The organism is Flexivirga lutea (assembly GCF_054778955.1).
Genome location: NZ_BAAGZB010000001.1, coordinates 601,370 through 625,685, shown reverse-complemented (window position 1 = coordinate 625,685; position 24,316 = coordinate 601,370). Strand labels below are relative to the sequence as shown.

Genomic DNA, 24,316 nt, shown 5'->3' with positions numbered 1-24,316 from the left:
TGGGCTCGCGACGCGTCGGCAGGAAGACCGCCCGCGGACCGCTGTGGAGGAGGCGTGGATTGCCGCCGGGATGTGGACAGCCGCTCAGCGGACCGCGGCGTCCAGCGCCTCGCGGGTCCGCCGATGGCATCGAAGCACCTGCGCGACCGGCTCGATGATCTGCTCTGCGCCCACGCCGGCGATCGCCGCGCGCAGCCGTGATCGCACCCGATCCGCGCGGCGTTCGGCTCCCCGGGCCGCCGCCCACCGGGAGATCAACGCCAGCAGCACGCCGGCGAGGACGCCGAAGACGAGCATCAGCAGCGGGATCGGCAGTCCGAACCATTGCGGCGCGGATGCGTCGACGTGCGTCATACCGAGCACGACGAGCAGACCGAGCCAGACCAGGCCGACCAGGGCGACCGCGGCGAACACCCACTGCAGGGCGGAGGCCACTGACCACCAGGCGGGCGGCTTGTCGTGCAGCTCGGTGCCGATGACGGCCTGGTCCAGCGCGTCGTGCAGGTGCTCGTCCCCGGGCGTCGCCGCCTCCTGCGCGGCCTCCGCCCACGCAGCGGGCAGACCCTCGGCAGCGCGCCGGCCCAGTTGGCGGGTCGCCACGTCGACCGCGGCACGCGCGGCCGGACCGGGCGGGGGCAGCGACGAGCGGCCGAGCGCCAGCTTGGCGCCCGAGCGGTTCATGGTGTGTGCCTCGTCGAGGCGCAGCCGCCGCAGCGGCTCGGGGCGCAGCCGATGCACCCACCGGGTGAACGGCCAGCCACCGTGATGCTCGGCCTGGCGGCGGTAGTCACGGCGTACGGCGTCCACCACCGCCGGCACACCGGCGGCGCGGCACAACGCGTCGGTCAGTGCGGAGTCGTCCTGGGAATCGAGGTCGGCCTCGGACGGCGCGACGCCGTGACGCAACGCCGTGGCCGCCGCCCGCACATCGGCCAGGAGCCGTTGTTCGGCCGCGTTGCGCTCGGCCACCACCGACCCGATCGTGCCCGCCAGATCGTCGACGCCGTAGCCCCGGACGGCGGACGTCGGCAGGATCGGCACGTCGGCCAGACCGTCGGCGGCCAGCAGCCGGTGCAGGTCGTCGATGCACTGCGAGATCTGCGCCCGATCGAGCCGGTCGACCTGGTTGAGCACCACCAGCGACACCGCGTCGTGGCCCGACAACCGCTTGACGTAGTCGTCGTGCAACACCGCGTCGGCATACTTCTGCGGGTCGGTGACCCACACGAAGACGTCGGCCAGCTCGATGACCCGGTCGGCCTCCGCGCGGTGCTGCGCGACCCGGGAGTCGAAGTCGGGCAGGTCGAGCAGCACCAGCCCGTCGAGCAGCTCCGCGCGCCGCGTCGTGCGCGGCACCTGATGGCGCGTGCCGACACCCAGCCAGTCCAGCAGGTCGCCGCTGGGTTTGTCGCCCCACATGGCCGCCGTCGGCACCGAGGTCGTCGGCCGGCGTGCGCCGATCCGCGACACCGGCTCCGCGACCAACGCGTTGAACAAGCTGGACTTGCCGCTGCCGGTGGCCCCGGCGAGCACCACGACGGTGCGCCCGCCCACCATGGCGCGTCGCGCCGGGATCTTGTCCAGCACCTGCCGTGCCGCGGTGACATCGGTGGCCGGCAGGTGGGCGCCGCCGACGGTCAACGCCTCGTCGAGGGAGTCCGCGCGTGCGGTGACATCCGCCCAGCTGACCTTCGGTGGCATGGTCGCCCCGCGCAACGACTCGCTCCTCATCATCGATCCGACTTCTGGTGAACAGGGCGGCCGTCCGCCGCCCGGACCTCGACCATGGCCGCGCGCAGCTCGCCGGCCGATGCGCCGCTCGGCGCGATCTCGGTCAGCACGTCGTCGAAGCGGTCGCGCTGGCCGTCATACAGTTCCTCGGCGCGAGCCAGCAGCCGGGTGCGTGCCTTGCGCGCGAGGGTGCGCACCGCCTGGTCGCCGAAGACCGCCTCCAGCAGCCGCTGCGCCAGCACCGCCGAGCCGCCGGCGATGCCGACCTCCGCACCGGTCAATCCGGCAGTCGCCGAGAAGACCACCAGCATCAGCAACACGGCGATCCCGTTGACGCCGAAGGCCAGGAATCGCGCCGTGGTGCGCTTGCCACCGGCTTCTTCGCGCACCATCGCCAACACGTCGTCCTGCCAGGCCCGCACCAGCTTCTCCGTGTCGGCGGCGAAACCCGTTGGGACCGAAGACAACTCGGGATGTGCCTGCACCAGCTCCGCTCCCCCGGGTGTATGGCGCCACTGCCGCGCCACGGTGATCGCGGCGCTCTCGCCGTGCGCCTGCAACAGCGCGGCCACCCCGGTCTGCAGGGCCGCACCGAGGTCGTCGGCGGGCTGCCGCGTGCGAGCGCGCAACACCGAACCCACCCGGTCGCGCAGCCGGCTGACACCGGCTTCGAGCTGCCGGAACACCTCACCGGTGCCGACGAACTCCTGCCACCGGGCCAGCACCTCACCGCGCAGCAGCGTGCCGTCCGCCATACCCTCGGCAACGCCCGCCAGGGCGGCGGCATACCCGTCCCGGGCGATGGTGTGCAGCTCGTCGCGCGCGTCGTCCTGGGCACCGAGCGCCGCGACCAGGTCCGCGGCGCGGCTGTCGAGCGACTCGAGCGCACCCTGCAGGGTGCGGCGGATCACGATGCTGCGCGCGTGCTGATCGGCCGCCAGCGACGCCAGCCAGCCGTTGATGCGCTCCACCTCCACGGCAGGCAACAGGCCGTCCGGCCCGAGCTCGGACTCGGCGATCGCGAAGACCGGCGACTGGCCCAGGCCCTGCTCCATCAGCATGGTGGCGAAGTCGGCGCGCACCTCCTCCATCGCGTCCAGCGGCACCCGGTCCAGCACCACCGCGACCGACGTGCCGCGCCGGATCGCCTGGTGCAGGAGGTCCCACGGCACGGCGTCGGCATACCGCATCGCCGTGGTCACGAAGATCCACAGGTCGGCTGCCGACAGCAATTGCCGGGCGAGGTCGCGGTTGGCGGAGACGACCGAGTCGATGTCGGGTGCGTCCAGCAGGGCCAGCCCCTGGGGCACGTCACCGGCGACCAGGCGCAGCGTGCCCGGATCGCTGTCCTCCGCCTGCTCACCCGTCAGCCGGGCCAGCCCGGGCAGTACCCGCGGCCCGGTGAACCACCGGGCGTCGGCCGGGTGGTGGATCAGCGTGGACGCCCGCGTCGTGGGCCGCAGCACGCCGCTTCTGGTGACGACCTCGCCGACCAGCGAGTTGACCAGCGTGGACTTGCCCGCGCCGGTCGAACCACCGACGACCGCCAGCAGCGGTGCGTCCAGCGCCGACGCGCGCGGCAGGATGTAGTCGTCCAGCTGGGCGAGCAACTCCGCCCGCTCCCGACGGACCTGATCGACGCCGGTCAGTTGCAAGGGGTATGCCGTCGCATCGACCCCGCGCCGCAGAGACTGCAACGCGGCCAGCAATCGCGCACCATCGACGTCGTCCGACACGTCCACATCATTTCGTGGCCGTGTCCGCGACTCAACTTGGCCCGCCGCGGTGCGCCGGATCACTGCTCTGCCGCGGCCGCAAACCAGCAGCAAACTGCTGTGTGCACCCCCGTCGGCGCCGCGGTCGCCCTCGTGCCTCGGCCGCCCGAACCGCCTGTTACTTCTGCCGGGGGTGCCAAAAAGCCGCAGCAAGCTGCTGTGTGCACCCCCGTCGTCGCCTCGTCCGACCTCGTTCCTCGGTCGTCCGATGCGTCTGTTACTTCTGCCCGGGGGTGCCAAAAAGCCGCAGCAAGCTGCTGTGTGCACCCCCGTCGTCGCCTCGTCCGACCTCGTTCCTCGGTCGTCCGATGCGTCTGTTACTTCTGCCGGGGGTGCCAAAAAGCCGCAGCAAGCTGCGGCATTTTTTGGCACCCCCGGCAGGACTCGAACCTGCGACCTAGAGATTAGAAGGCTCTTGCTCTATCCAGCTGAGCTACGGGGGCAAGGGTCCGCAGATTACCGGACACCTCCGGCGGGGCCGCGATCTGTTGCTCCGGCAAGCAACCGCCGCACCTCCTCGTTCGAGGTCTGATCGAAGGCGATGTAGGCCGCTCCGACGGCGGTGAAGTCCCGCGGCTGCCACGGACAGCACAGCTCGTCGGCCTCCGACGCGAGCGCGGCGCACACCTCCGGCGGTCCGACCGGAGCGGCGAGGACCAGCCGCGCCGGCCCCTGCCGCTGTATGACGCGAGCCGCCACCCGCATGGTGGCGCCGGTCGCGAGGCCGTCGTCGACCAGGACCACGGTGCGGCCGGCCACCGCCACCGGACGGCGACTCCCCCGATACGCCTGCTCCCGGCGGCGCAGCTCCGCCGTCTCGGCGTCGTGTACGGCAGCGAACTCCATGTCCGCCACGCCGGCCCGCCGGATCACCGCCGTGTTGCGGACGGTCTCGACGCCTGCACCAGCGCCGGCGATGGCGCCCATCGCCACCTCCGGGCGGCGGGGCAACCCGAGCTTGCGGACCACCAGCACGTCCAGCGCTGCGCCCAACCGTTCCGCGACGACGGCTGCGACCGGCACCCCACCACGCGGCAGCCCCAGGACGACGACGTCCGGACGGCCGGCATACGCGGTCAGCCGGCCGGCGAGATCCGTCCCGGCCGCCACCCGATCGGCATACGGCGGGTGCGGGTGCCTGCTCCAGCCGGCCACGAACCACTCCTGCCGCGAGACGTCACGAGACCGTCAATCCCCGGTCCTCGTAATAACGGTAGAGCGCGGTGTCCAGGAAGCGCACCCGCAGCAGATCCACGAGTTCCAGCAGGTGACGTTCGGACTCGGCGACCGCTGCGCTGGAGTCGCCGCGGTCGATCCGGGCGCGGACCATCGCCAGTTCGCTCGCGACGTCCTGGAGTGGGTGCATCTCCCGGCGTGCTTGCCGCCCACCGTGACGGTCGGCCCAGGCGAGCGCATAGCGGCGTTCCTTGATCGAGGACAACATGACGACTTCGGGCATCGAGAGCCGCCCGGCATCGACATACACACCGAGTTCACGGCGGATCAGCGTGGCCTCGTGCTTGCGCGCCAGCACGATGAGCGTCACGAACGCGACGAAGAGCGGCAGCTGCAGCAACAGGTAGAAGACCAGCCAGCCGTGCTGGGACAGCACGGCGCCGAGGTTCCACACGCCGTGCAGGGTCACCGCGCAACACCATCCGGCCACGGGCGCGGCAACCCGCAGCCGCCGGTGCGGCGTCGTGGCGGCGATGCCGATCCCGATGCCGGTGCACACGGTGAACATCGGGTGGGCGAACGGGCTCATCACCACCCGCACCACGAACGTCGCCAGCAACCCCTGGTCACCCGAATGCGCATAACCGGAAGCGAGATAGACCACGTCCTCGACCGCCGCGAAGCCGGCCGCGGTGAGGCCGGCATACACGATGCCGTCGACGACACCGTCGATCTCCCGCGGGCGGAACAGCAGCAACAACAACGGTCCGAGGCCCTTCATCGACTCCTCGACGACCGGTGCCACCCACACCGCGGCCGACGGATGGGTGCTGGTCACCGGGTCGATGAGCATCGAGCCGACGTTGTTGAGCACGGCCGCGCTGAAGGTCGCGATGCACGCGCCCCACAGCACCGCGAAGACCAGCATTCCGGCCGGCTCCCGTTCGAAGCGGTCCAGCCACAGGAAGACCGGGACGACCACACCGAGCACGACCAGCGACAGCACCAGCCCGACGCCTGTTGCGACCACACCCGACTGGTCGTCGATCAGCACCAGCATCCCCAGGCCGCCGAGCGCGAAGCAGATCGCGATCAGGGCGACGATCAGCCACCGACGCAGCGTGGGACGCCGATCGGGGCGAGGAGCGGGCAGCACGGGGGCACTGTATGCCGACAGCGCGGCCTCGCCCACCGACGCCCGCTGTCGATCCCTACAGTGAGCGGGTGAGCGAAGACAAGGCACGCACCGACCGGATCGTCTGGATCGACTGCGAGATGACCGGATTGAGCCTGACCGACGACGCGTTGATCGAGGTCGCCGCGTTGGTCACCGACTTCGAGCTGAACCAACTCGGCGACGGGGTGGACGTCATCATCAAACCGCCGCAGGCGGCGCTGGAGCAGATGAACGACTTCGTCCGGGAGATGCACACCAGGAGCGGTCTGCTCGAGGAGCTGGCCGGCGGGGTGTCGATGACCGAGGCCGAGCAACAGGTGCTGGACTACGTGCGGCAGTTCGCCGCCGAGGAGGCCAAGTGGCCGCTCGGCGGCAACACTGTCAGCACCGACCGCGGCTTCCTCGCCCGGGACATGCCGCAGCTGGAGTCGCACCTGCACTACCGGATCATCGACGTGTCCTCGATCAAGGAGCTGTCGCGGCGGTGGTACCCGCGCGCCTACTTCAACGCGCCGGCCAAGTCCGGCGGCCACCGGGCGCTCGCCGACATCCGCGAGTCGATCGAGGAACTGCGCTACTACCGGGAGGCCGTCTTCGTGCCGCAGCCCGGCCCGGACAGTGACACGGCCAAGGCGATCGCGGCGAAGTACCGCGCCGGTGACTGACCCTGTCACGACCACTCCCGGGGAGCAGGTACGATAGTCCGCGCTGCCTCCGAGAGGCGGTCATGGTGGGTGTAGCTCAGCTGGTAGAGCGTCGCGTTGTGGTCGCGAATGTCGCGGGTTCAAGTCCCGTCACTCACCCCATCCGGAAGGACCCCGGCCTGTGCAGGCCGGGGTCCTTGCCTGTTCCGGGCCGGTGATCGACCGACGGCCCGGTCGGCTGGTCAGTGAGACGTCAGGGACACCGTCTCCCACGCGACGCCCCGGGTCTCGGTCGGCGCCAGGCAGGTCAGGCGGGCGGCAGGCTGCGCGAAGGAACGCACCACGGCCGTCACCCGGGCCGGTAACGGCGCCGCGCACTCCAGCGTGACGGTCCATCGGTCTCGGTCACGCCGCGCCGACGTCACCTGTATGGCGTGCCTGCCGGCCGGGCCCCACCGCCGCAGCACCACGACGACGGCGTACTGCGCGGGCGCGGACAGGTCGCAATAGCCGCGGAGATGGTCGGCCGCGACCAGGCCGTCGCGCAGCTGGCGGACGGTGGCCGGCGCCGTGGTCGCGGTGACCTCACCGAAGTAGATGCCGTCCGGCGCGACCAGCAGGTTGCCCGCGTAACGGTCGCCGCCGACGTGGCTGCACTCCCAGGTGTGGTCGGGCCATTCGGCAGCCAGGGCGGTGGCCACGGGCCGGCCGCGGATCGCGCAGCAGGCGTCGTGGATGCCGTGCGTGCACACCAGGTAGACCGGCGGCAGCCCGACCGTGCCGGCGCGATCGATGGCCGCGACGATGCCGCGCAGACCTGACGGGTCGGACCAGCTGCCCCACTGCTGTCGGTGGCGGCCGTCGGCGTCATACCGCAGGACGGCCCAGGCGAGCTCAGGCGGGCGCGGGCGGCGTCCGTGCCGGCGGATGAGCAGGATGCGCAGGCCGGCGGCCAGCGCCGCCTGCCGGACCTCGCCGATCACGTCGCCGGGCAGCGGGAGTTCGGCGAAGCCGCCGAAGGGCCACGGTCCCGGGTGCTCGACCAGCACCCAGCCGTGTGCCCGTGCCGCGGTGCCGGCCGGGTCGTCGTGCCGGTCTCGAGCGGCGGTCGCGCAACGGAACGCCGCCGGGCGGCTCACGGCTGCGTCGGCAGCGCCACCCCGGCGCGCAGCAGCCGCTGCGCCAGGCCGAGACCGACCTCCGATGCGGTCCGCGGCTGCCCGTCGAGCAGGGTGCGGACGGCCGCCAGCTCGGCTTCGTCCAGGTCCAGCCATCCCACGCGGGTGTGCAGTCGGGTGCCGTCGAGTGCGGTGGCCAGTCCGGGCCGTAACCGGATCGCCGACCGCTCGTCCAGCGAGTCGATCGCGGCCTGCTGGGCCAGCGGCCCCAGTGGCGCCGGCCGTCCCTGCCCTTGGCGGGCACGCCGGAAGGCCGGGCGCGGGTCGGCTTCGTCGAGTGCGGCCAGGAGTTGTGTGCGCACCGCCGCCACCACGTCGTCCGGGCCGTCGACACCCAGCGGTAGGGATTGGCGAGCGTCCGGGTCGTCGCGCAGCCGGGCGAGCGCGTCCTGCATCAGTTGCTCGGCGACGGCGTATCGGGTCCACACGTGCACCCCGAGGGTGAGGTGGACGGAGACCTGGTCCTGCGCCTCGGCGGCGTGCAGCCAGCCGCGCGGCAGGTAGAGGCAGTCGCCGGGCTGCAACACCGTGTCGATGACCGGCTCGCGGCGCGCCGCTTCGGCCACCTCGGCGCGGCGGTCGGTCCAGGGCTGGTCACGCAGTGGGGCCGGGTGCACCGGCTCGTGGATGATCCAGCGCTTGCTGCCCTCGATCTGCAGCACGAAGACGTCGTGGACGTCGTAGTGGTCGTCGAAACCGCGGTTCTGCCGCGGCGTGATGTAGGCGTTGGCCTGCACCGGGTGGCCCAGCTCGGTCGCCAACCGGCGGGTGAAGTCGCCGATCGGTCCCCAGGTGCGCTGCAGCGCCTGCAGCACGATGGTCGCCCCGTCGGCGAACTGTCGCCATACGGCGGTGTCGTCGACCTGGTCCGCGATCGTCGCGCCCACACCGGCCGGACCGGTGAAGCTGCGCTCGGGCAGCGTGCCACCGTCCTTGGCGAGCCGGAGGAACGGCGTGCGCAGCCCGCGGCGGGACAGCAGCTCGTCCACCGCGGCGGTGGAGAAGAGGTCGCCGAAGTCGCTCGCGCCGCGGGTCAGCAGCGCCTTGCGCGACCAGTGCTCCTCGGCGAACTCCTGCAACGGTATGCCGAGCAAACGGGTCTGAGCGACCCCGGCACCGAGACCGGTGCCGGGGTCGTCGTCATGGCGGCGGGCAGTGCTCAACTGTCGTTGCCCGCCCCGCCGTCGGCGCCACCGTCCTGCACACCCGAGGTGCCCGACGCGCCACCGTCGGCCGGACCCTCCTGGCCCGCACCACCGTCAGCGCCACCGTCCTGCACACCCGAGGTGCCCGACGCGCCACCGTCGGCCGGACCCTCCTGGCCCGCACCACCGTCAGCGCCACCGTCCTGCACACCCGGTCGGCCGTCGGCACCACCGTCGGCGGGGCCCTCCTGGAACGGATCCTGCGTGGAATCAGTCATGCATCCTCCTGCGAATCTCGCGGCCCGCGCTGGGGCCGTGTGCGTGCGAGCACCGGCTCGCGGCGGCGTCAGGCCGACGCCGCCACCTCCTGTCTACCCCAACTGACCCGGAGTCAAAAAGGGCTGCGGAGGGCCGATTCACTGTGCGCGTCGTCTCGGATGCAGCGTGAACCACCGATCACGCCGATCCTGCTGGTCCTGCTCGATCTCGGTGCGCAGCGCCGACGGTCCGGGTGACGTGGCACTGCGGTGATGCTTGGGCGCGGGTCGGTCGGTCGATTGGGGCGACCGGACCGCCTCGGCGTGCTTGTCGGCCAGCTCCGCCTCGTATGCCGCGCGCCGCGCCTGACGCTCGGCGAGGACCTCGTCCCGCTGCGGCGTCTCGGGCGACGCGAACTTCGCACGCACCTTCGCCACCGACGCCCACCGCTGCTCGCGGGTGACGTAGGACTCCTTGATCTTGATCTCCCGGGCGGCCTCGGCCTCGCGCTGCGCCGCGCGGCGCGCTGCCTTGGCCCGTTGCCGGTCGAGTCGGTCGCGCACCCGGCGCGCCTTCTGCGACTTCAGCAGCCACGTATCGCGGCGCCGCAAGCGCGCCTCCTCGATGGCGGCCTGTTCCTCGGCGTCCACGGCCATCGCACCCACCTCTTCATCGCTGGTGATCTCGTCGCGTGGCACCGTCGCATCACGCGGCCCCACCAGTCCAGTACTACCCGATCGCTGTGACGTGCTGGCCTCCCCCACCAGCTGGGCCGCGCGCCCGGCGGCCAGCGCGGGGCGTCCGTAGAGGTAGGGGTCGTCGGCCGCCTCGCGCATCGACTCCAGTCGCAGTTCGTGCGCTGCGTCGTACTGCTTGGCGAGCTTGAGGTCGAGCTTGGCGAACTGCGAGTCGTCCTTGGGCGGCAACAGGATGATGTCCTCCGCCGGCAGACCGGACTTGAGCTGGCGGGTGCGCAACAGTTCGGCGTCGACCTCCGCACCGAACAGCACCGCGAGGTTGGTGATCCACAGCCACAACAGGAAGATGATCGCGTTGGCGAAGATGCCGTAGGTCTTCTGGTAGCTGGCACCGTGGCTGAGAGTGATGTAAACACCCAGCGCGATCGATGCCAGCAGCCAGACGACGAAGCCGATGAGCGCACCCCAGGTGAAGAGGTCCTTCTTGGTCTTCTGCACGTTGGGCGCTGCCCAGAAGAGCATGCCGATGATCAGCACGACGATGAAGATCACGAACGGCCATTTGGCCCAGTCCCACACGGTGACCGCGGTCTGGCCGAGCCCGACGGCGTCGCCCACCTGCTGGGCGACCGAGCCCGTCGTGACGATGGCGAAGATCACCACGAGGATCAACACCACCTCGATGGCGGTGACCAGCAGCAGGGACGCCTTGAGCCTGATCGTCGAGCGGCCCTCGCGGACGTCATACATCTTGTTGGCGGCCTTGCTGAACGCCTGCACGTAACCCGATGCGGAGTTCAGGGCGAGCAGCACGCCGGCGACGAACGCGATCGCGCCGCCGCCCTGGGTCGTGATGTGCTCGATGAAGGTCTTGATCGTGCCGAGCGACTTGTCGTGCGGCGACTTGCCGACGATGGCGGCCAGCTTGTCGACGACGTTGTTGGCCGTCTCCTTCCCGTTGCCGAAGAGATTCAGCAGCGACAGGACCGCGATGATCCCGGGGAACAGCGACTGCATCGACCGGTAGGTCAGCGCCGCGGCCAGATCGGTGCATCCGTCCATGCCGAACTTGCTGACCGCGCGTTTCAGCGCGATCTTCCAGTCCGCCTTCGCGGTGACGTCCGGTATGTCCTTCGGACGCTCGATTTCTTCGTCTTCCAACAGCAGCAGTGACATCCGTGGAGTCCTTCGGTCGGGGCCAGAGACGTGCATCGACGAATATGCATCGACAGACAGCGTCGACAACTGCATCGACTTGGCAACCTAGCGGCTGCAACCCTCGATTTCATTTCTGCCGGTCGTCCCTGCTATGTTTTTCCACGCACCGAGGCGCTCATGCCCGGTGACACCGGGCGCCATTAGCTCAATTGGCAGAGCAGCTGACTCTTAATCAGCGGGTTCGGGGTTCGAGTCCCTGATGGCGCACCAGCACACTCCGGATCGCATTGCGGTCCGGAGTGTTTCGTTGTCCGCCGACCCGACACCCTGTTACCCCGCTCACATGCTGGACAGGGCCGCGTAGCAGACTGTCCGGCGTGCGTGCACTTGCGAAGACAGGAGCCCGACCGGGCTTGGAGTTGATCGACGCACCGGAGCCGACCGCCGGGCCCGGCGAGGTCAAGATCAAGGTATGGCGGGCGGGCCTGTGCGGCACCGACCTGCACCTGGAAGGCTGGGACGACTGGGCCGCGGCCACCGTCGAGCCACCGTTGATCATCGGACACGAGTTCTTCGGTGAGGTCGTCGACGTCGGCCCCGGGGTCACCAGCGTGGAGGTCGGCCAGCGGGTCTCCGGGGAGGGGCACGTCGTGTGCAACGAGTGCCGCAACTGCCGGGCCGGCCGCCGCCAGCTGTGCATCCGCACCAGCTCGGTGGGTGTCAACCGCAACGGCGCCTTCGCCGACTACGTCGTCATACCGGCCTCCAACGTGTGGGTGCAGCCGGCCGACCTGGATCCCGACGTCGGTGCGATCTTCGACCCGTTCGGCAACGCCACCCACACCGCGCTGTCCTTCCCGATCGCCGGCGAGGACGTGCTCGTGACCGGAGCCGGGCCGATAGGCGTCATGGGCGCAGCCATCGCCAAGCACGTCGGTGCCCGGTATGTCGTGGTGACCGATGTCAGCGATTACCGGCTCGAGCTGGCCAAGGCGGCCGGCGCCGACCGGGTGGTCAACGTCGCCCGCGAACGCATCGCCGACGCGCAGGCCGACCTGGGCATGCGCGAAGGTTTCGACATTGCCCTGGAGATGTCGGGAAACCCTTCCGCGGTCAGCGAACTCATCGACAACATGAACCACGGTGGCCGCATCGCGATGCTCGGCCTGCCCGGTGACCCGTTCGCCATCGACTGGGGCAGGGTGATCACTCACATGCTGACCATCAAGGGCATCTACGGCCGCGAGATGTACGACACCTGGTACGCCATGAGTGCGATGCTGCAGTCCTCGCCGGCGCTGGCCGACGCCGTGCACTCGGTCATCACCCACCGCTTCCCCGCCGAGCAGTGGCAGGACGCGTTCAACGCCGCCCGGTCGGGCGAGTGCGGCAAAGTCGTCATGGATTGGAGCTAGGAGATGTACGCCAACAAGGACGCGCTCGTCGCGACGCTGCAGGAGATCGACGACGCCGGACTGACCAAGCACGAGCGCGAGTTGTCCACGCCGCAGTCGGCGAAGGTGCAGACCGCCGGCACCGACGCACTGAACTTCTGCGCCAACAACTACCTCGGCCTCGCCGACCACCCCGACGTCGTGGCCGCGGCCCGGGATGCCCTGCAGCAGTGGGGTTTCGGTATGGCGAGCGTGCGCTTCATCTGCGGCACGCAGACCCAGCACCGGGACCTCGAGCGACAGATCGCCCACTTCGTCGGCACCGACGACGCGATCCTCTACTCGTCCTGCTTCGACGCCAACGGCGGCATCTTCGAGGTGCTCTTCGGGGCAGAGGACGCGATCATCTCGGACGAACTGAACCATGCGTCGCTGATCGACGGCATACGACTGTCCAAGGCCAAGCGCTTCCGTTACCACAACGCCGACATGACCGATCTGCGCGCGCAGCTGGAGGCAGCGCAGGCCGCGGGCGCGCGCCATACGGTGATCGTCACCGACGGCGTCTTCTCGATGGACGGTTACTACGCGCCGTTGGCCGAGATCTGTGATCTGGCCGAGGAGTTCGGCGCGCTGGTGATGGTGGACGACTCGCACGCCGTCGGCTTCGTCGGCGAGGACGGCCGCGGGACACCCGAGCACTGCGGCGTCATCGACCGGGTCGACATCGTGACCGGCACGCTCGGCAAAGCGCTCGGCGGCGCCTCCGGCGGCTACGTCGCGGCGCACCAGGAGATCGTCGACCTGCTGCGGCAGCGGTCACGGCCCTATCTGTTCTCCAACGCGGTCGCCCCGTCGGTTGTCGCCGGCTCGATGAAAGCCCTTGAGATCGCTGGCAACTCGCGCGAGCAGCGCGAGAAGCTGAACGCCAATACGGTGCTCTTCCGGACCATGATGACGGAGGCCGGCTTCGAGGTGTTGCCCGGCAGTCACCCGATCACCCCGATCATGTTCCCCGGCGAGGACGGTGCCCGGCAGGCGGCGCAGATCGCCGATGCCATGCTCCGCCGCGGCGTCTACGTGATCGCGTTCTCCTACCCGGTGGTGCCGCAGGGCAGGGCGCGCATCCGTGTGCAGCTGTCCGCGGCGCACAGCGAGGACGACGTGCGGGCCTGCGTGCGAGCGTTCGAGGAAGCCCGCGCGGAAGTTAGCCCGCACGCTGGTCGAGCGTCGTCCTGAGTAGCCCGCGAGGGACGAGCGGGCGTATCGACGGGTAGCGGAGGAGCGAAGCGGGGGAGCGTATCGAGACCTGTGCGCCGGTCAGAGGTAGAGCCCGGTCGAGCCGGTCTCGACCCGCTGCGCCGCGACGGCGTGCAGATCACGCTCCCGCAGCAGCAGGTAGGTGCGGCTCTGCAGCTCGACCTCGGCCCGGTCCTCGGGGTCGAACAGCACCCGGTCGCCGATCTTGACCTGGCGCACGTGCTGGCCGACCGCGACGACCTCGGCCCAGGCGAGCCGCTTCCCCACCGAGGCGGTCGCAGGTATGACGATGCCGCCGCCGGACTTGCGTTCGCCGCCGTCACCGTCGGCGGACACCAGCACCCGGTCGTGCAGCATCTTGATGGGCAGATTGCCCGCTGCGGGCTCAGCCACGTGCGCGGCGCAGGATGCCCAGGGTGAGCAGCACCACGGCGACGCCGCCCAGCGCCATACCGAGCTTGTGGGTGTCCAGCTGACCGTCCGGAGTGTGGGTGAAGCCGCCGACCTTGAGCTTGACGTCCTCGACCTGGCGCTTGGCGAGCTCCTTGGGCTGTGCGCGGAACGCCAACTCGTCGATGGTGCCGGCCAGCCGCTCGCGCGTCGCCGCGAGGTCCGCCTCGATGTCCTTGGCGGAACGCGTGGCGGGTTTCGCGGGGGCCTTGTCAGCCATGGTGTCTCCTCGGCTCGAAGTTCGTTCGGCACGGTCGCGCCGCGTGTGTCGGGCTCGCCTGAGACGATAACGGATGACGAACGACATTCGCACCGGCCCACACGTGGGCGGAAGCTTCCAGGAGGTCATAGGGATGGCTCGACTCGAGATCGGCGACCAGGCGCCGGAGTTCACACTCACCTCGGACAGCGGGAAGGAGGTCTCGCTCAGCGACTTCCGTGGCACACACCTGGTGATCTTCTGCTACCCGGCCGCGATGACGCCCGGCTGCACCAAGGAGGCGTGTGACTTCCGTGACTCCCTGTCCACCCTGCAGGGTGCCGGTTACGACGTGATCGGCATCTCCCCCGACCAGCCCGAGAAGCTCGCGAAGTTCGTCGAGAAGGAATCACTCACCTACCCGCTGCTCGCCGACCCGGACAAAGCGGTCCTGGAGGCCTATGGGGCGTATGGCGAGAAGAAGCTCTACGGCAAGACCGTCGTGGGTGTGATCCGGTCCACGATCGTGGTCGACCCGGAGGGCACGGTCGAGCTGGCCCGGTACAACGTCAAGGCCACCGGGCACGTCGCGTCGCTGTCCAAGGCGCTGAAGCTCGGATGAGCGGGCGTGGCGAGCGATCGATGGGCACAGGCCGGATGCAGCACCCGAGGCAGGAGGCAGCTGCATGAGCAATCTGTCCCGTTGGGAGCAGGGGCACCACGGTTACGGCGCACGGTTCGCACAACTGCTCAAGGACGGTGTCGACATCACCGGTGAGGCACGGCTGGCGGACGTCCTGCTGCCCCGGTCCGGCACGGTGCTGGACGCCGGCTGTGGGATGGGCCGGATCGCCGCCGCCCTCGAGGCGGCCGGACACGACGCCTATGGGGTCGACCTCGATGCCGAACTGCTCGCCCAGGCCGGCCGGACCTACCCGGCGCTGCCCGTGGCGCAGGTGCGACTGGAGGACGTCAGTCCCGATTCCCTTGCCGCCCAGGAGTTTCCCTCGTCATACGACCTCATCGTGTGTGTCGGCAACGTGCTGACGTTCCTCGCCGAGGACTCCGAACGCGCCGTCCTGGCGGCATTGCGCACCGTCGTGACACCCGAAGGTCGCCTGCTCGTGGGCTTCCACCAGGACGGTGGTTCCGGTCGCCGCAGCTACCCTGCCGAGGAGTTCATCGCCGACGCGGAGGCCGGTGGCTGGCGGCTCGAGTCGCGCTACGCGACCTACGACCTGCGACCCGAGCCGGGTGACGACGAATTCTTCGTCGGGATACTGCGCGCGGCATGACGGGGCCGACACCCTAGACTCGTGCGCCGAGCGGCCGTAGCCCAACTGGCAGGAGGCACGGGTTTTAGGTACCCGACAGTGTGAGTTCGAATCTCATCGGCCGCACGTCGCGCGGAGCTCGTCGAGCATCTGCGGCATCGCACCCATGCCGATCGAGAGATGCCCTTCTCCTTCGAGCAGGTGCGCCGTGGCGTCCGGCACATTCGCGGCCAGCCACTGGCCGTGCGCGAACGGCACCATCAGGTCGGCACTCCCCTGCCAGACGAACGTCGGCACGCAGATCGATCCGAGGTCGAAGCCCCACGGGACGGTGAACGCCAGGTCGTCGTCCGCCCAGCCGTCGACGCCGTTCTTCAGCGCCTCGCGGAAGTTGGCGGCCATCTCCTCGCCGGCCTCGTCGGTGATCTGCTGCCGATCCACCTCCGGCAGCAACGTACTCAGTTCGCTGAGGATTGCCGCCGGGGTGGCGTTCTTCAACTCCTCGCGCATACCGTCCAGCAGCGGCCGCAGCTCGGGCTCGCCGTCGAGGGCCGCTCCGAACTCCTCGATGTTGCCCTCGCCCATACCGGCGAGGAAGTCCAGCCCCGCGGCGTCGTACGGCGCCACACCCGCGATGGACAGCACGCCGGTGATGCGCTCGGGCAGCAGGGCGCCGGTTGCGAGGGCGTGCGGGCCACCACCGGACCAGCCGGCCGTCATCGCCTTCTCGGCACCCAGATGGTCCAGGATCGCTGCCACGTCGCCCGCGATGTCGGCGACGGTGCGTCCTGGGCGTCGCGACGAATCGCCATACCCAGCGCGGGAATACGTCACCAGCCGGAGCCCGCGCTCGGCAGCCTGCTCCACCATCTTCCGCCGTGGCAGCACCGAGCCCGGAGTGCCGTGATGAAAGATGAGGACGGGGCCGTCATCGGGCCCGCTGACCTGTATGTCGAGGGAGCGGCCGTCGGGAAGTGAGATGGAGGTCATGGGACCAGCGTGCCATGCAGCAGCCGGCGCCGTACCGCGACCGCTGCACGTAGAGTGCGCCCCCATGAGCACACCGATCGACCGCCCGCGCGACGTCTCCCCCATCCTCGAGGCGGTCGTCCTACCGGTGCGGGCAGGCCAGGAGGAAGAGTTCGAGCGGGCCTTCGCCGCCGCGGTGCCGATCATCAGCAGGCAGAAGGGATTTCGCGACCTTCGACTGACGCGCTGCGTCGAGCGACCGAACGAATACCTGCTCCAGGTGCAGTGGGGGCAGCTCACCGATCACACCGTCGGGTTCCGGGAGTCGGACGACTACCAGCTGTGGCGCGCGTCGCTGCACCACTTCTACGACCCGGTGCCGGCCGTCGACCACTTCGTCGACGTGTTGCGCGGCTGACCGAGACCTACGGATCGCACCGAGTGGTCAACGGATGCCGCCGGACGGTCATCCCGCGACATCCGTCGACCTCTCGGTGACTTCAGCGCACGGTCACCGAGATCGAGTGGTACCCGGTGGACCCGTCCGGTGCCGGCGGGGCGAAGGCAGCGATCTGCACCTTGCCGTCACCGTCCACCGCCCGCACGGTAAGAGTGTGGTGACCGGAGGTCGCCTGCCACGAAAAGACCCACTGGCGCCATACATCCGCGTTGGCGGCGGCGCCGAGCCGGGCGTCCTGCCACGCGCCGTCATCGACTTTCACCTGCACCTTCGAGATACCCACGTGCTGGTGCCAGGCGACGCCCGCGACCGCGACGGTGCCGGCGTCGAGTTTGGCGCCGCCGTGGGGTACGTCGATCCGCGAGGACGTCTTCACCGGTCCCCGCGGCGACCAACCACGGGGAGTCCAGTAGCCCTGGTCCTGCTGATAGGTCGTGACCTTCAGCTCGGTGAGCCACTTGGTCGCGGAGACGTAGCCGTAGAGACCGGGCACCACGAGCCGCACCGGGAAACCGTGCTCGGCCGGCAGGGCCTGCCCGTTCATCGCCACCGCGATGAGGGCGTTGCGGTCATCGGTCATCGCCTCGATCGGCGTACCGGCGGTGAATCCGTCCACGCTGCGCGACAGGACCATGTCCGCACCGTCGCGCACGCCCGCCTCGGCGAGCAGTTCGCGCACCGGCCAACCGGTCCACACGGCGTTGCCGTTGAGGTGGCCACCGACCTCGTTGGAGACGCACATCAGGGTGACCATCGCCTGCTGCATCGGCTTGGACAACAAGGTCTGCCAGTCGATCTCGAGATCGTGGTCGACCATCCCGGTGACCCGCAGCCGCCACGAGTTCGGGTCCACCTGCGGCACCACCAACGCCGTGTCGATGCGGTAGAAGTCGCTGTTCGGCACGATGTATGGCGTCACGCCGGACACACCCACCGACGCACCCGGCGGCGGCGTCACCGGCTGGGGCACCCGGGGCACGACGAATGCATCGCGGGCTGCCTGCACGGCCCGGGCGCCGTTGCCCCATGCCCGACCGACCGACCCGAGCAGGACCGCGACAACGGCGGCTCCGGCACCGAGCAGCACCGGACGACGGCCTGCTCCGGACCTCGGCCGATCCCCCGGGCCCGCGGCGGCAGCACCGCCGGCGGCGGCCGCCGGCAGCAACACCCGCTCGCGCCACAGATGCAGCGTCGCCAGACCGGCCACGGCACCCACCAGCAACGGCACCAGATCGGCGGCGCCGGCGTGCGGGCGGGAGGTGACGGCCGCCGCAGCGACCCCGATCAGCACGATGAAGAGCACGAGCGCGGCGGTGAATCGACGCGGCAGCAGCCAGCCGATGAGGAGACTGAGCAGTACCAGCACGACGGCGATCCCGCCGAGGAGCACGTGCTTGTCGTTGGTGCCGAACGTGTCGATGGCCCAGGTCTTCAGCCACGGCGGCGTCCGGTCGATGAAGGCGCCGCCGACGGCGAGCACCGGTGACGGCGTGCCGTCACTCCAGCCCTGACGCAGCAACACCCCGGCCAGGAACTCGGCGCACCCGACGGTCACCAGACCGGCGATGAAGCCGCCCAGGGCCGAGAGCCGGCCGCGGCCGGACGACCCCGGCTGCGCCGGCTGCATCGTTTCGACGTATTCCTTGACCACGTGTCCATCGTCGCACCGGCCGCTGTGAAGCCCTAGCGCGTCAACAATTCGGTCAGGTCGGCCCGCAGCGCACGCAGCGCGTTGCCACGGTGCGAGATGGCGTTCTTCTCCGCATCGGTCAGTTCGGCAAGCGACCGCCCGTCGGGCAACTCGAAGATCGGATCGTAGCCGAATCCGTTGTCCCCGCGCTGGTCTCGCGTCAGCCGTCCGTGAACCTCGCCGAACCGCGAACGCTGCGTGCCGTCCGGGAGTGCGAGCACGACGCAGCAGACGAACTTCGCGGTCAGCCGCTCCACGGCGACGTCGGTGGTCTGCGCCAGGAGCAGGTCGATGTTGGCCTGGTCGGCACCGTGCGTGCCGGCCCAGAGCGCGGAGAACACACCCGGGCAGCCGCCGAGTATGTCGACGGCGAGACCCGAATCGTCAGCGATGGCGGGCAGTCCGGTCGCCTTTGCCACGGCCTGCGCCTTCAGCGAGGAGTTCTCCAGGAAGGTGACGCCGCTCTCGACGACTTCTCCGACGTCCGGGAACGACGCGACCGAGACGACCTCGACACCGATCAGCTCGGGCGTCTCGGCGACGAGTTGCCGCATCTCGCGCAGCTTGCCCTCGTTGCGGGTGGCCAGGACGAGCGTGCGGTCGCTCATCGCCGGCGCTCCCGGGCCGGGGCGGCCAGCGCCTGCTGCTGGAGGGACGTGAGGTCCCCGATGCCCTTTTCGGCCAGCGCGAGCAGCGTGTCGAGCTCGCCACGGTCGAAGGGCTTGCCCTCGGCGGTGCCCTGCACCTCCACGAAGCCGCCCTCGCCGGTCATCACGACGTTCATGTCGGTCTCGGCGGTCGAGTCCTCCGGGTAGTCCAGGTCGAGCACCGGGCGGCCCTTGACGATCCCGACGCTCACCGCGGCGATCGACCCGGTCAGCGGCTGCGCCTTCGGCGCCAGCAAACCGCGGTCGCGGGCATCGGCGATGGCGTCGGCCAGCGCGACATACGCGCCGGTGATCGAGGCGGTGCGCGTGCCGCCATCGGCCTGCAGCACATCGCAGTCGAGCACGATCGTGTTCTCGCCGAGCGCCTTGGTGTCGATGACGGCGCGCAGCGAGCGCCCGATCAGGCGGGAGATCTCGTGGGTGCGACCGCCCACCTTGCCCTTGCGCGACTCACGACTCGAGCGCGTGTTGGTCGAGCGCGGCAACATCTCGTACTCCGCGGTCACCCACCCGGTGCCCTGCCCGGCCAGCCAGCGCGGCACGCCCGCCGTGAACGACGCCGCGACCAGGACCCTCGTCTTGCCGAACTCCACCAGCACGCTGCCCTCGGCGTGGTCCAGCCAGTTGCGGGTGATCCGCACCTCGCGCAACTGGTCGGGGGCACGGCCGTCATGTCGGGTCACGTCGTCACTCATGCAAGCAAGGGTAGGAGGAGGACGGCGTGCGGCGGCGCGCGGATCTGCGCCGCCCCGAGGAAGCATCACTCCAGGGCGCGAACCGCCTTGCGCAGCAACGCGTTGAGCTGCACCATCTCGCGGTCGCTCAGCGCGCCGAGGATCTCCTGCTCGCGGCGCATGCCGGCGTGCACGTAACGGTCCCACGCCTCCCGGCCCGCCCGGGTCGGTCGGACCAGGACGCGGCGACGGTTCTTGCTGTCGGTCTCGCGGGTGATCAGTCCGGAGCGCTCCAGACGATCCAGCCGGCCGGTCATCGACGCCTTGGTGACACCGACCGCCTCGGCCAGCTGCGTCGGCGTCGCCTCGGTGGGATAGGGCTGCACCATCAGTTCGTGCAGTGTGCCGTAGTCCTCCATGGTCAAGTCGTGCCCTGCGAACGCCGCGGCGTCGCGCCGGGCCTTGAGGCGCAGCAGGAACTGCATCCGCGTCATGGCCGCCTCGACCTCACCGTCGAAGGACGGGTTGCCGTCCCACAACGCCGCCCATCGCGCGACATGCAGATCGACCGAGTCCTGCGCCCTGCTCATCCCCACAGATTAGTACGTCGGTTAATTGTTCGTTGACTGACTGTTTGGCATCAAACTATCGTCGACGATGTGAGGCTCCGATCCCGCGAAGCCGGCGCGCTCTCGCCCGACTTCCGGCTGCTTGCCGTCGGCCAGGGCATGTCCTGGCTGGGCAACGCGTTCCAGCCGATCGCACTGTCCGTCGGGATCCTGCTGCACGGCGGATCGGTCGGCGAGCTCGGCTACCTGATGGCCGTGCTGATGGTCAGCCGCACCGCATTCACCCGGGCCGGCGGCGTGTGGAGCGACCGGCTGTCGCCGCGCACCGTGATGCTCTGGTCGGATCTGGTGCGCGCCGTCACCGCCGCGCTGACCGGGGCGGTCTTCGCGACCGGACACGCCTCGTTCGCGATGCTGGCGCCGCTGACGATCGTCTCCGGCGGCGCGGGCGCGTTCTTCCAGCCCGCGATGCAGTCGCTCAAGCCCACTCTGGTGCGGGCCGATCAACGCCAACACGCCAACGCGCTGCTGAGCGTGCTGCAGGGCGTCAGCATGATCGCCGGGCCGGCACTGGCGGGGATCGTCGTCGGATTCGCCGGTGCCCCCACCGGTTTCGTCATCAACGCACTCACCTACCTCGCCTCCTGCGCGACCGTATGGCGGATCCGCAGCACCGTCGTCCGGACCGGCGTCCGGGTCAGTTTCCGCGCCGACCTGGCCGCCGGCTGGCGCACCATCCGCGAACGCGACTGGCTCTTCGCCGGCATCGCCGCCGCGGGGATCTACCACGTGGCCAACGGCGTGCTGCTGGTGCTGGTGCAGGTGGTGGCGCTGCGTGATCTCGGCGGACCGCACGCCTTCGGATTCATCACCGCAGCGGAAGGCGCCGGGGGCCTGATCGGCAGCGCCATCGCGCTGCGCGCGCGGCCACGCCATCCGTTGCGCATCGGCTGGCTGGCCTGCGCGCTGATGCCGCTGTGGGCGGCGGGCTATGTCTGGCCCGGCCGGCTCGACACCGTCATCGTGACCGGGCTCATCGGCTACGCGGGGCTGATGTTCTTCAGCGTCATGTGGGAGACCGCCATCCAGGACGAGGTGCCGCATCATCTGCTGGCCCGGGTCGCTTCCTGGGACAGCCTCGTGTCGTTCGTCGGCATGCCGCTGGGCAACGCCCTGGCCGGGCCGCTGACCGGCTGGTACGGCGTGAAGCCGGTGATCGGCGGGTGCGCGACGGTCCTGGCCTGCTGTGCCCTGGCACCGTTGCTGGGCCGCGGCAGCCGCAATCTGCGCCGGGCGATCCCGGCCCCCGATGACGGCGTCCCGGCTCCGGAGGCCGCCCGCCATACCTAAGCTGTGGGCATGGGACTCATGGACAAGATCAGGGGCGAACTCGTCGACATCATCGAGTGGATCGATGACTCGCACTCCGCACTCGCGTGGCGCTTCCCGCGCTACCACAACGAGATCAAGAACGGCGCCAAACTGATCGTCCGCGAGGGCCAGGAAGCGGTCTTCGTGCACACCGGCAAGCTGGCGGACCGCTTCGGGCCGGGCATGTACGAGTTGACCACCGAGAACCTCCCGATCATGGCGACGCTGCAGGGCTGGCAGCACGGCTTCAACAGCCCGTTCCGCAGCGAGGTCTACTTCATCAACACCCGTCCGGTGACCGATTTCCGTTGGGGCACGGCCAATCCCGTGACCGTGCGGGATCCGGACTTCAAGATGGTGCAACTGCGCGCCAACGGGCTGTGCGTGGTGCGGGTCGTGGACCCGGCGATCTTCCTGCGCCAGGTCATCGGCACCGACTCCCAGGTGCAGATCGACGAGATCGGCGAGCTGTTGCGCCGCGTCATCACCCTCGCCTTCTCCGACATGGTCATGGAGACCAAGCTGGGCGTGATCGACCTGCAGGGCAAGCAGGTCGAGCTGTCCGACAAACTGCGGCAGTTCGTCGCCGAACGCGTCGACGACGAATACGGCCTGGGCATCGACGCGATCACCATGAACATCTCACTGCCGGACGAGATCACCAATGCGATGACCCGCGGTGTCGCCAAGGGCGTTGAGGCGTCCGGCTGGGCCGGCAATGTCGGCGACATGCAGCGCTACCAGCAGGCGATGGCTGCCGAGGCCATGGTCACCGCCGCAGGCAACCCCGGCGGCGGCCCCATGGGCCAGCTGATGGCCGCCGGGATGGGTGCGGCGATGGGCGCCCAGATGGCCGGTCAGACGGCCGGCGCGCTGGGCGGGCAACCGGCCGGCACTCCCCCGCCGTTGCCCGGCGGAAAGACCTTCTACCTCGCCGTGAACGGCCAGCAACAGGGCCCGTTCACGCTCGATGAGTTGCGCTCCTCGGGTCACGTCACCCCGGAGTCGCTGGTGTGGACGGCCGGTATGCCGCAGTGGTCGGCTGCTTCCGCCGTGCCCGATCTCGCGCCACTCCTGGCGCCCACGCCGCCGCCCCTGCCGGACGCCGCTCCACCCGCTCCCCCGGCTCCACCGGCGGAGTGACGTCATACCGATGACGGACGACCAGCCGCAGCCTCCGCCGCTGCCGACGCCACCGCCGCTGCCGCAACCCGCGCGCCTGCCGGACCCCGGTGCGTTGCGCGACCCGGCACAGATACAACGCAGCGAGCAGACCCGCACCTACCCCTGCCCGCAGTGCGGGGCGAACCTGTTCTACGACCCCGGCCATCAACGACTGGCCTGCCGTGCCTGCGGGCACACCGAGCCGTTGACGGCGCCGCAGGGCACCGTCACCAAGCGTGACCTCGGCACGGCGATGCACGACCTGGCGCAGCGCATCGCGGCCGATGAGCACGACCGGCCCAGGTCACTCACCCGGGAGGTGGTCTGCCAGAACTGTGGTGGCAGAACGTCTTTCGAGGGCACGCTGACCGCGACGAAGTGCCCCTACTGCGCGACACCGATCCAGCGCAACGACCTGCAGCAGGCACCCGAGCGGCTGCCGATCGACGGAGTGCTCCCCTTCCAGGTCGACGAATCCGCCGCGCACCGCGCCGTCAACGAGTGGATCAACAGTCGGTGGTTCGCGCCGCGCGAGTTCAAGACCTACCGCGAGGTCGGGTCGTTCACCAGCATCTACCTGAGCTACTTCACGTATGACGCGCAGACCGTCACCGATTACACCGGTCAGCGCGGTGAGCACTACACCGTGGTGGTGGGCGAGGGCGAGAACCGCCATACCGAGACCCGCACGAACTGGTGGCCGGTATCGGGACGGGTGGCCAACGATTTCCGCGACGTGCTCGAACCGGCGAACACCGGCCTGGACCACAAGAAGGTCGTCGCACTCGAGCCGTGGCCGATCCCGTCGGCGCAGCCCTATTCGCCGCAGTACATCGCCGGCCACCTCAGCCGCACGTATGACGAGGACGCACAGCAGCGGTTCGAGGACGGCGCACGCGGCCAGATGGACGACGAGATCCGCTCGACCATCCGCCAGGACATCGGCGGCGACGAACAACGCGTCGGTCAGGTCAGCACGTCGTTCCGCACGCTCACCTTCGCCCAGCTCCTGCTGCCGGTGTGGCTACTGACCGTGACGTTCGAAGGCCGCCCGTTCCAGGTCTTCATCAACGGCGTGACCGGTGAGGTGCAGGGCCGGCGGCCGTGGAGCAAGGTCAAGATCACGTGCGCGGTGCTGCTGGCGATCATCGTCGTCGTGATCGTGGTGCTGGTGGTGAAGAAGACCAAGGGCGGCGGTTGACGGACGCCCTGGAATCACCGACGCCACGGG

The 24,316-nt window shown here is 69.9% G+C and carries 24 protein-coding genes and 4 tRNA genes; 12 read left to right on the top strand and 16 right to left on the bottom strand.

The genetic code is table 11. The features are described from left to right. Positions 1-84: 84 nt before the first annotated feature. From ACYVBN_RS03055 to ACYVBN_RS03035, 5 genes are all read right to left on the bottom strand, one after another. Positions 85-1,734, bottom strand: a complete 1,650-nt coding sequence (locus tag ACYVBN_RS03055; RefSeq protein WP_460599231.1) for a P-loop NTPase family protein — start codon at positions 1,732-1,734, stop codon at positions 85-87. After that, positions 1,731-3,467: a GTPase family protein gene (locus ACYVBN_RS03050; RefSeq protein ID WP_460599230.1), complete on the bottom strand. Its 1,737-nt coding sequence runs from the start codon at positions 3,465-3,467 to the stop codon at positions 1,731-1,733. Before ACYVBN_RS03050 ends, ACYVBN_RS03055 begins: the two co-directional genes overlap by 4 nt. A 405-nt stretch (positions 3,468-3,872) precedes the next feature. Beyond that, positions 3,873-3,949 (bottom strand) — tRNA-Arg (locus ACYVBN_RS03045). A gap of 13 nt (positions 3,950-3,962) precedes the next feature. After that, complete coding sequence (locus ACYVBN_RS03040) at positions 3,963-4,661, bottom strand: phosphoribosyltransferase (RefSeq protein WP_460599229.1); 699 nt, start codon at positions 4,659-4,661, stop codon at positions 3,963-3,965. Between the two features lie 22 nt (positions 4,662-4,683). Further along, positions 4,684-5,838 carry a PrsW family intramembrane metalloprotease gene (locus ACYVBN_RS03035; RefSeq protein ID WP_460599228.1) on the bottom strand — a complete coding sequence of 385 codons (1,155 nt, stop codon included), beginning with the start codon at positions 5,836-5,838 and terminating at the stop codon, positions 4,684-4,686. Positions 5,839-5,906: 68 nt separating this feature from the next. On the opposite strand from ACYVBN_RS03035, the gene orn reads away from it, so the two are divergent. Beyond that, positions 5,907-6,524 carry an oligoribonuclease gene (orn, locus tag ACYVBN_RS03030; protein WP_460599227.1) on the top strand — a complete coding sequence of 206 codons (618 nt, stop codon included), beginning with the start codon at positions 5,907-5,909 and terminating at the stop codon, positions 6,522-6,524. Between the two features lie 65 nt (positions 6,525-6,589). Continuing rightward, positions 6,590-6,665 (top strand) — tRNA-His (locus ACYVBN_RS03025). 80 nt (positions 6,666-6,745) lie between these two features. Here the strand turns inward: ACYVBN_RS03025 and ACYVBN_RS03020 are convergent. The 4 genes from ACYVBN_RS03020 to ACYVBN_RS03005 form a co-directional block, all read right to left on the bottom strand. Then, positions 6,746-7,642 (bottom strand): sucrase ferredoxin, encoded by an 897-nt coding sequence (locus ACYVBN_RS03020; protein WP_460599226.1) that lies wholly within the window; start codon positions 7,640-7,642, stop codon positions 6,746-6,748. Continuing rightward, positions 7,639-8,844 (bottom strand): cupin domain-containing protein, encoded by a 1,206-nt coding sequence (locus ACYVBN_RS03015; protein WP_460599225.1) that lies wholly within the window; start codon positions 8,842-8,844, stop codon positions 7,639-7,641. The genes ACYVBN_RS03020 and ACYVBN_RS03015 overlap by 4 nt, the downstream gene beginning before the upstream one ends. Next, a complete protein-coding gene (locus ACYVBN_RS03010; RefSeq protein WP_460599224.1) occupies positions 8,841-9,104 on the bottom strand; it encodes a hypothetical protein in 264 nt (87 codons plus the stop codon). Before ACYVBN_RS03010 ends, ACYVBN_RS03015 begins: the two co-directional genes overlap by 4 nt. A gap of 138 nt (positions 9,105-9,242) precedes the next feature. Next, on the bottom strand, positions 9,243-10,958 hold the full coding sequence (locus ACYVBN_RS03005; protein WP_460599223.1) for a YihY/virulence factor BrkB family protein: 1,716 nt from the start codon (positions 10,956-10,958) through the stop codon (positions 9,243-9,245). 176 nt (positions 10,959-11,134) lie between these two features. Between ACYVBN_RS03005 and ACYVBN_RS03000 the strand changes: the two genes are divergently transcribed. The 3 genes from ACYVBN_RS03000 to ACYVBN_RS02990 all read left to right on the top strand — a co-directional run bounded on the left by ACYVBN_RS03000 (position 11,135) and on the right by ACYVBN_RS02990 (position 13,573). Continuing rightward, positions 11,135-11,210: transfer RNA gene (locus ACYVBN_RS03000), tRNA-Lys, on the top strand. 107 nt (positions 11,211-11,317) lie between these two features. Further along, positions 11,318-12,355 carry an L-threonine 3-dehydrogenase gene (tdh, locus tag ACYVBN_RS02995; RefSeq protein WP_440281351.1) on the top strand — a complete coding sequence of 346 codons (1,038 nt, stop codon included), beginning with the start codon at positions 11,318-11,320 and terminating at the stop codon, positions 12,353-12,355. Between the two features lie 3 nt (positions 12,356-12,358). Next, positions 12,359-13,573, top strand: a complete 1,215-nt coding sequence (locus ACYVBN_RS02990) for a PLP-dependent aspartate aminotransferase family protein (protein ID WP_460599222.1) — start codon at positions 12,359-12,361, stop codon at positions 13,571-13,573. Between the two features lie 81 nt (positions 13,574-13,654). On the opposite strand, the gene ACYVBN_RS02985 is transcribed toward ACYVBN_RS02990, so the two are convergent. Then, a complete protein-coding gene (locus ACYVBN_RS02985) occupies positions 13,655-13,951 on the bottom strand; it encodes a GroES family chaperonin (protein ID WP_440281366.1) in 297 nt (98 codons plus the stop codon). Between the two features lie 28 nt (positions 13,952-13,979). Next, positions 13,980-14,264 (bottom strand): DUF3618 domain-containing protein, encoded by a 285-nt coding sequence (locus ACYVBN_RS02980; protein ID WP_460599221.1) that lies wholly within the window; start codon positions 14,262-14,264, stop codon positions 13,980-13,982. A gap of 133 nt (positions 14,265-14,397) precedes the next feature. Between ACYVBN_RS02980 and bcp the strand changes: the two genes are divergently transcribed. From bcp to ACYVBN_RS02965, 3 genes are all read left to right on the top strand, one after another. Beyond that, a complete protein-coding gene (gene bcp / locus ACYVBN_RS02975) occupies positions 14,398-14,865 on the top strand; it encodes a peroxiredoxin (RefSeq protein ID WP_460599787.1) in 468 nt (155 codons plus the stop codon). A 64-nt stretch (positions 14,866-14,929) separates the two neighbouring features. Beyond that, on the top strand, positions 14,930-15,538 hold the full coding sequence (locus ACYVBN_RS02970; RefSeq protein WP_460599220.1) for a class I SAM-dependent DNA methyltransferase: 609 nt from the start codon (positions 14,930-14,932) through the stop codon (positions 15,536-15,538). Between the two features lie 30 nt (positions 15,539-15,568). Continuing rightward, positions 15,569-15,643 (top strand) — tRNA-Leu (locus tag ACYVBN_RS02965). Here ACYVBN_RS02965 and ACYVBN_RS02960 read toward each other — a convergent pair. Beyond that, entirely contained in the window at positions 15,632-16,507 is an 876-nt protein-coding gene (locus tag ACYVBN_RS02960) for an alpha/beta fold hydrolase (RefSeq protein ID WP_460599219.1), read from the bottom strand. The two genes, ACYVBN_RS02965 and ACYVBN_RS02960, sit on opposite strands and share 12 nt — an antisense overlap. Before the next feature lie 64 nt (positions 16,508-16,571). Here ACYVBN_RS02960 and ACYVBN_RS02955 point away from each other — a divergent pair, with 64 nt between their 5' ends. Beyond that, the gene (locus ACYVBN_RS02955; RefSeq protein ID WP_460599218.1) at positions 16,572-16,904 is read left to right on the top strand and encodes an antibiotic biosynthesis monooxygenase family protein; all 333 of its coding nucleotides are present in this window, start codon (positions 16,572-16,574) and stop codon (positions 16,902-16,904) included. 82 nt (positions 16,905-16,986) lie between these two features. Here ACYVBN_RS02955 and ACYVBN_RS02950 read toward each other — a convergent pair whose 3' ends face one another. The 4 genes from ACYVBN_RS02950 to ACYVBN_RS02935 form a co-directional block, all read right to left on the bottom strand. Continuing rightward, on the bottom strand, positions 16,987-18,600 hold the full coding sequence (locus tag ACYVBN_RS02950; RefSeq protein WP_460599217.1) for a molybdopterin-binding protein: 1,614 nt from the start codon (positions 18,598-18,600) through the stop codon (positions 16,987-16,989). A 32-nt stretch (positions 18,601-18,632) separates the two neighbouring features. After that, positions 18,633-19,247, bottom strand: coding sequence for a non-canonical purine NTP pyrophosphatase (rdgB, locus tag ACYVBN_RS02945; RefSeq protein WP_460599216.1), 615 nt, complete (start codon positions 19,245-19,247; stop codon positions 18,633-18,635). Then, positions 19,244-20,002, bottom strand: a complete 759-nt coding sequence (rph, locus tag ACYVBN_RS02940; RefSeq protein WP_440281343.1) for a ribonuclease PH — start codon at positions 20,000-20,002, stop codon at positions 19,244-19,246. The genes rdgB and rph overlap by 4 nt, the downstream gene beginning before the upstream one ends. A 65-nt stretch (positions 20,003-20,067) precedes the next feature. Further along, positions 20,068-20,571, bottom strand: a complete 504-nt coding sequence (locus ACYVBN_RS02935) for a MarR family winged helix-turn-helix transcriptional regulator (protein ID WP_460599215.1) — start codon at positions 20,569-20,571, stop codon at positions 20,068-20,070. Between the two features lie 69 nt (positions 20,572-20,640). Between ACYVBN_RS02935 and ACYVBN_RS02930 the strand changes: the two genes are divergently transcribed. Genes ACYVBN_RS02930 through ACYVBN_RS02920 form a run of 3 tightly spaced genes read left to right on the top strand, consistent with a single transcriptional unit; the run spans position 20,641 to position 24,286 of the window. Then, the gene (locus tag ACYVBN_RS02930; RefSeq protein WP_460599214.1) at positions 20,641-21,900 is read left to right on the top strand and encodes an MFS transporter; all 1,260 of its coding nucleotides are present in this window, start codon (positions 20,641-20,643) and stop codon (positions 21,898-21,900) included. 9 nt (positions 21,901-21,909) lie between these two features. Then, positions 21,910-23,064: an SPFH domain-containing protein gene (locus ACYVBN_RS02925; RefSeq protein ID WP_460599213.1), complete on the top strand. Its 1,155-nt coding sequence runs from the start codon at positions 21,910-21,912 to the stop codon at positions 23,062-23,064. Positions 23,065-23,074: 10 nt separating this feature from the next. Next, a complete protein-coding gene (locus tag ACYVBN_RS02920) occupies positions 23,075-24,286 on the top strand; it encodes a hypothetical protein (protein ID WP_460599212.1) in 1,212 nt (403 codons plus the stop codon). The last annotated feature ends 30 nt before the right edge of the window (positions 24,287-24,316 follow it).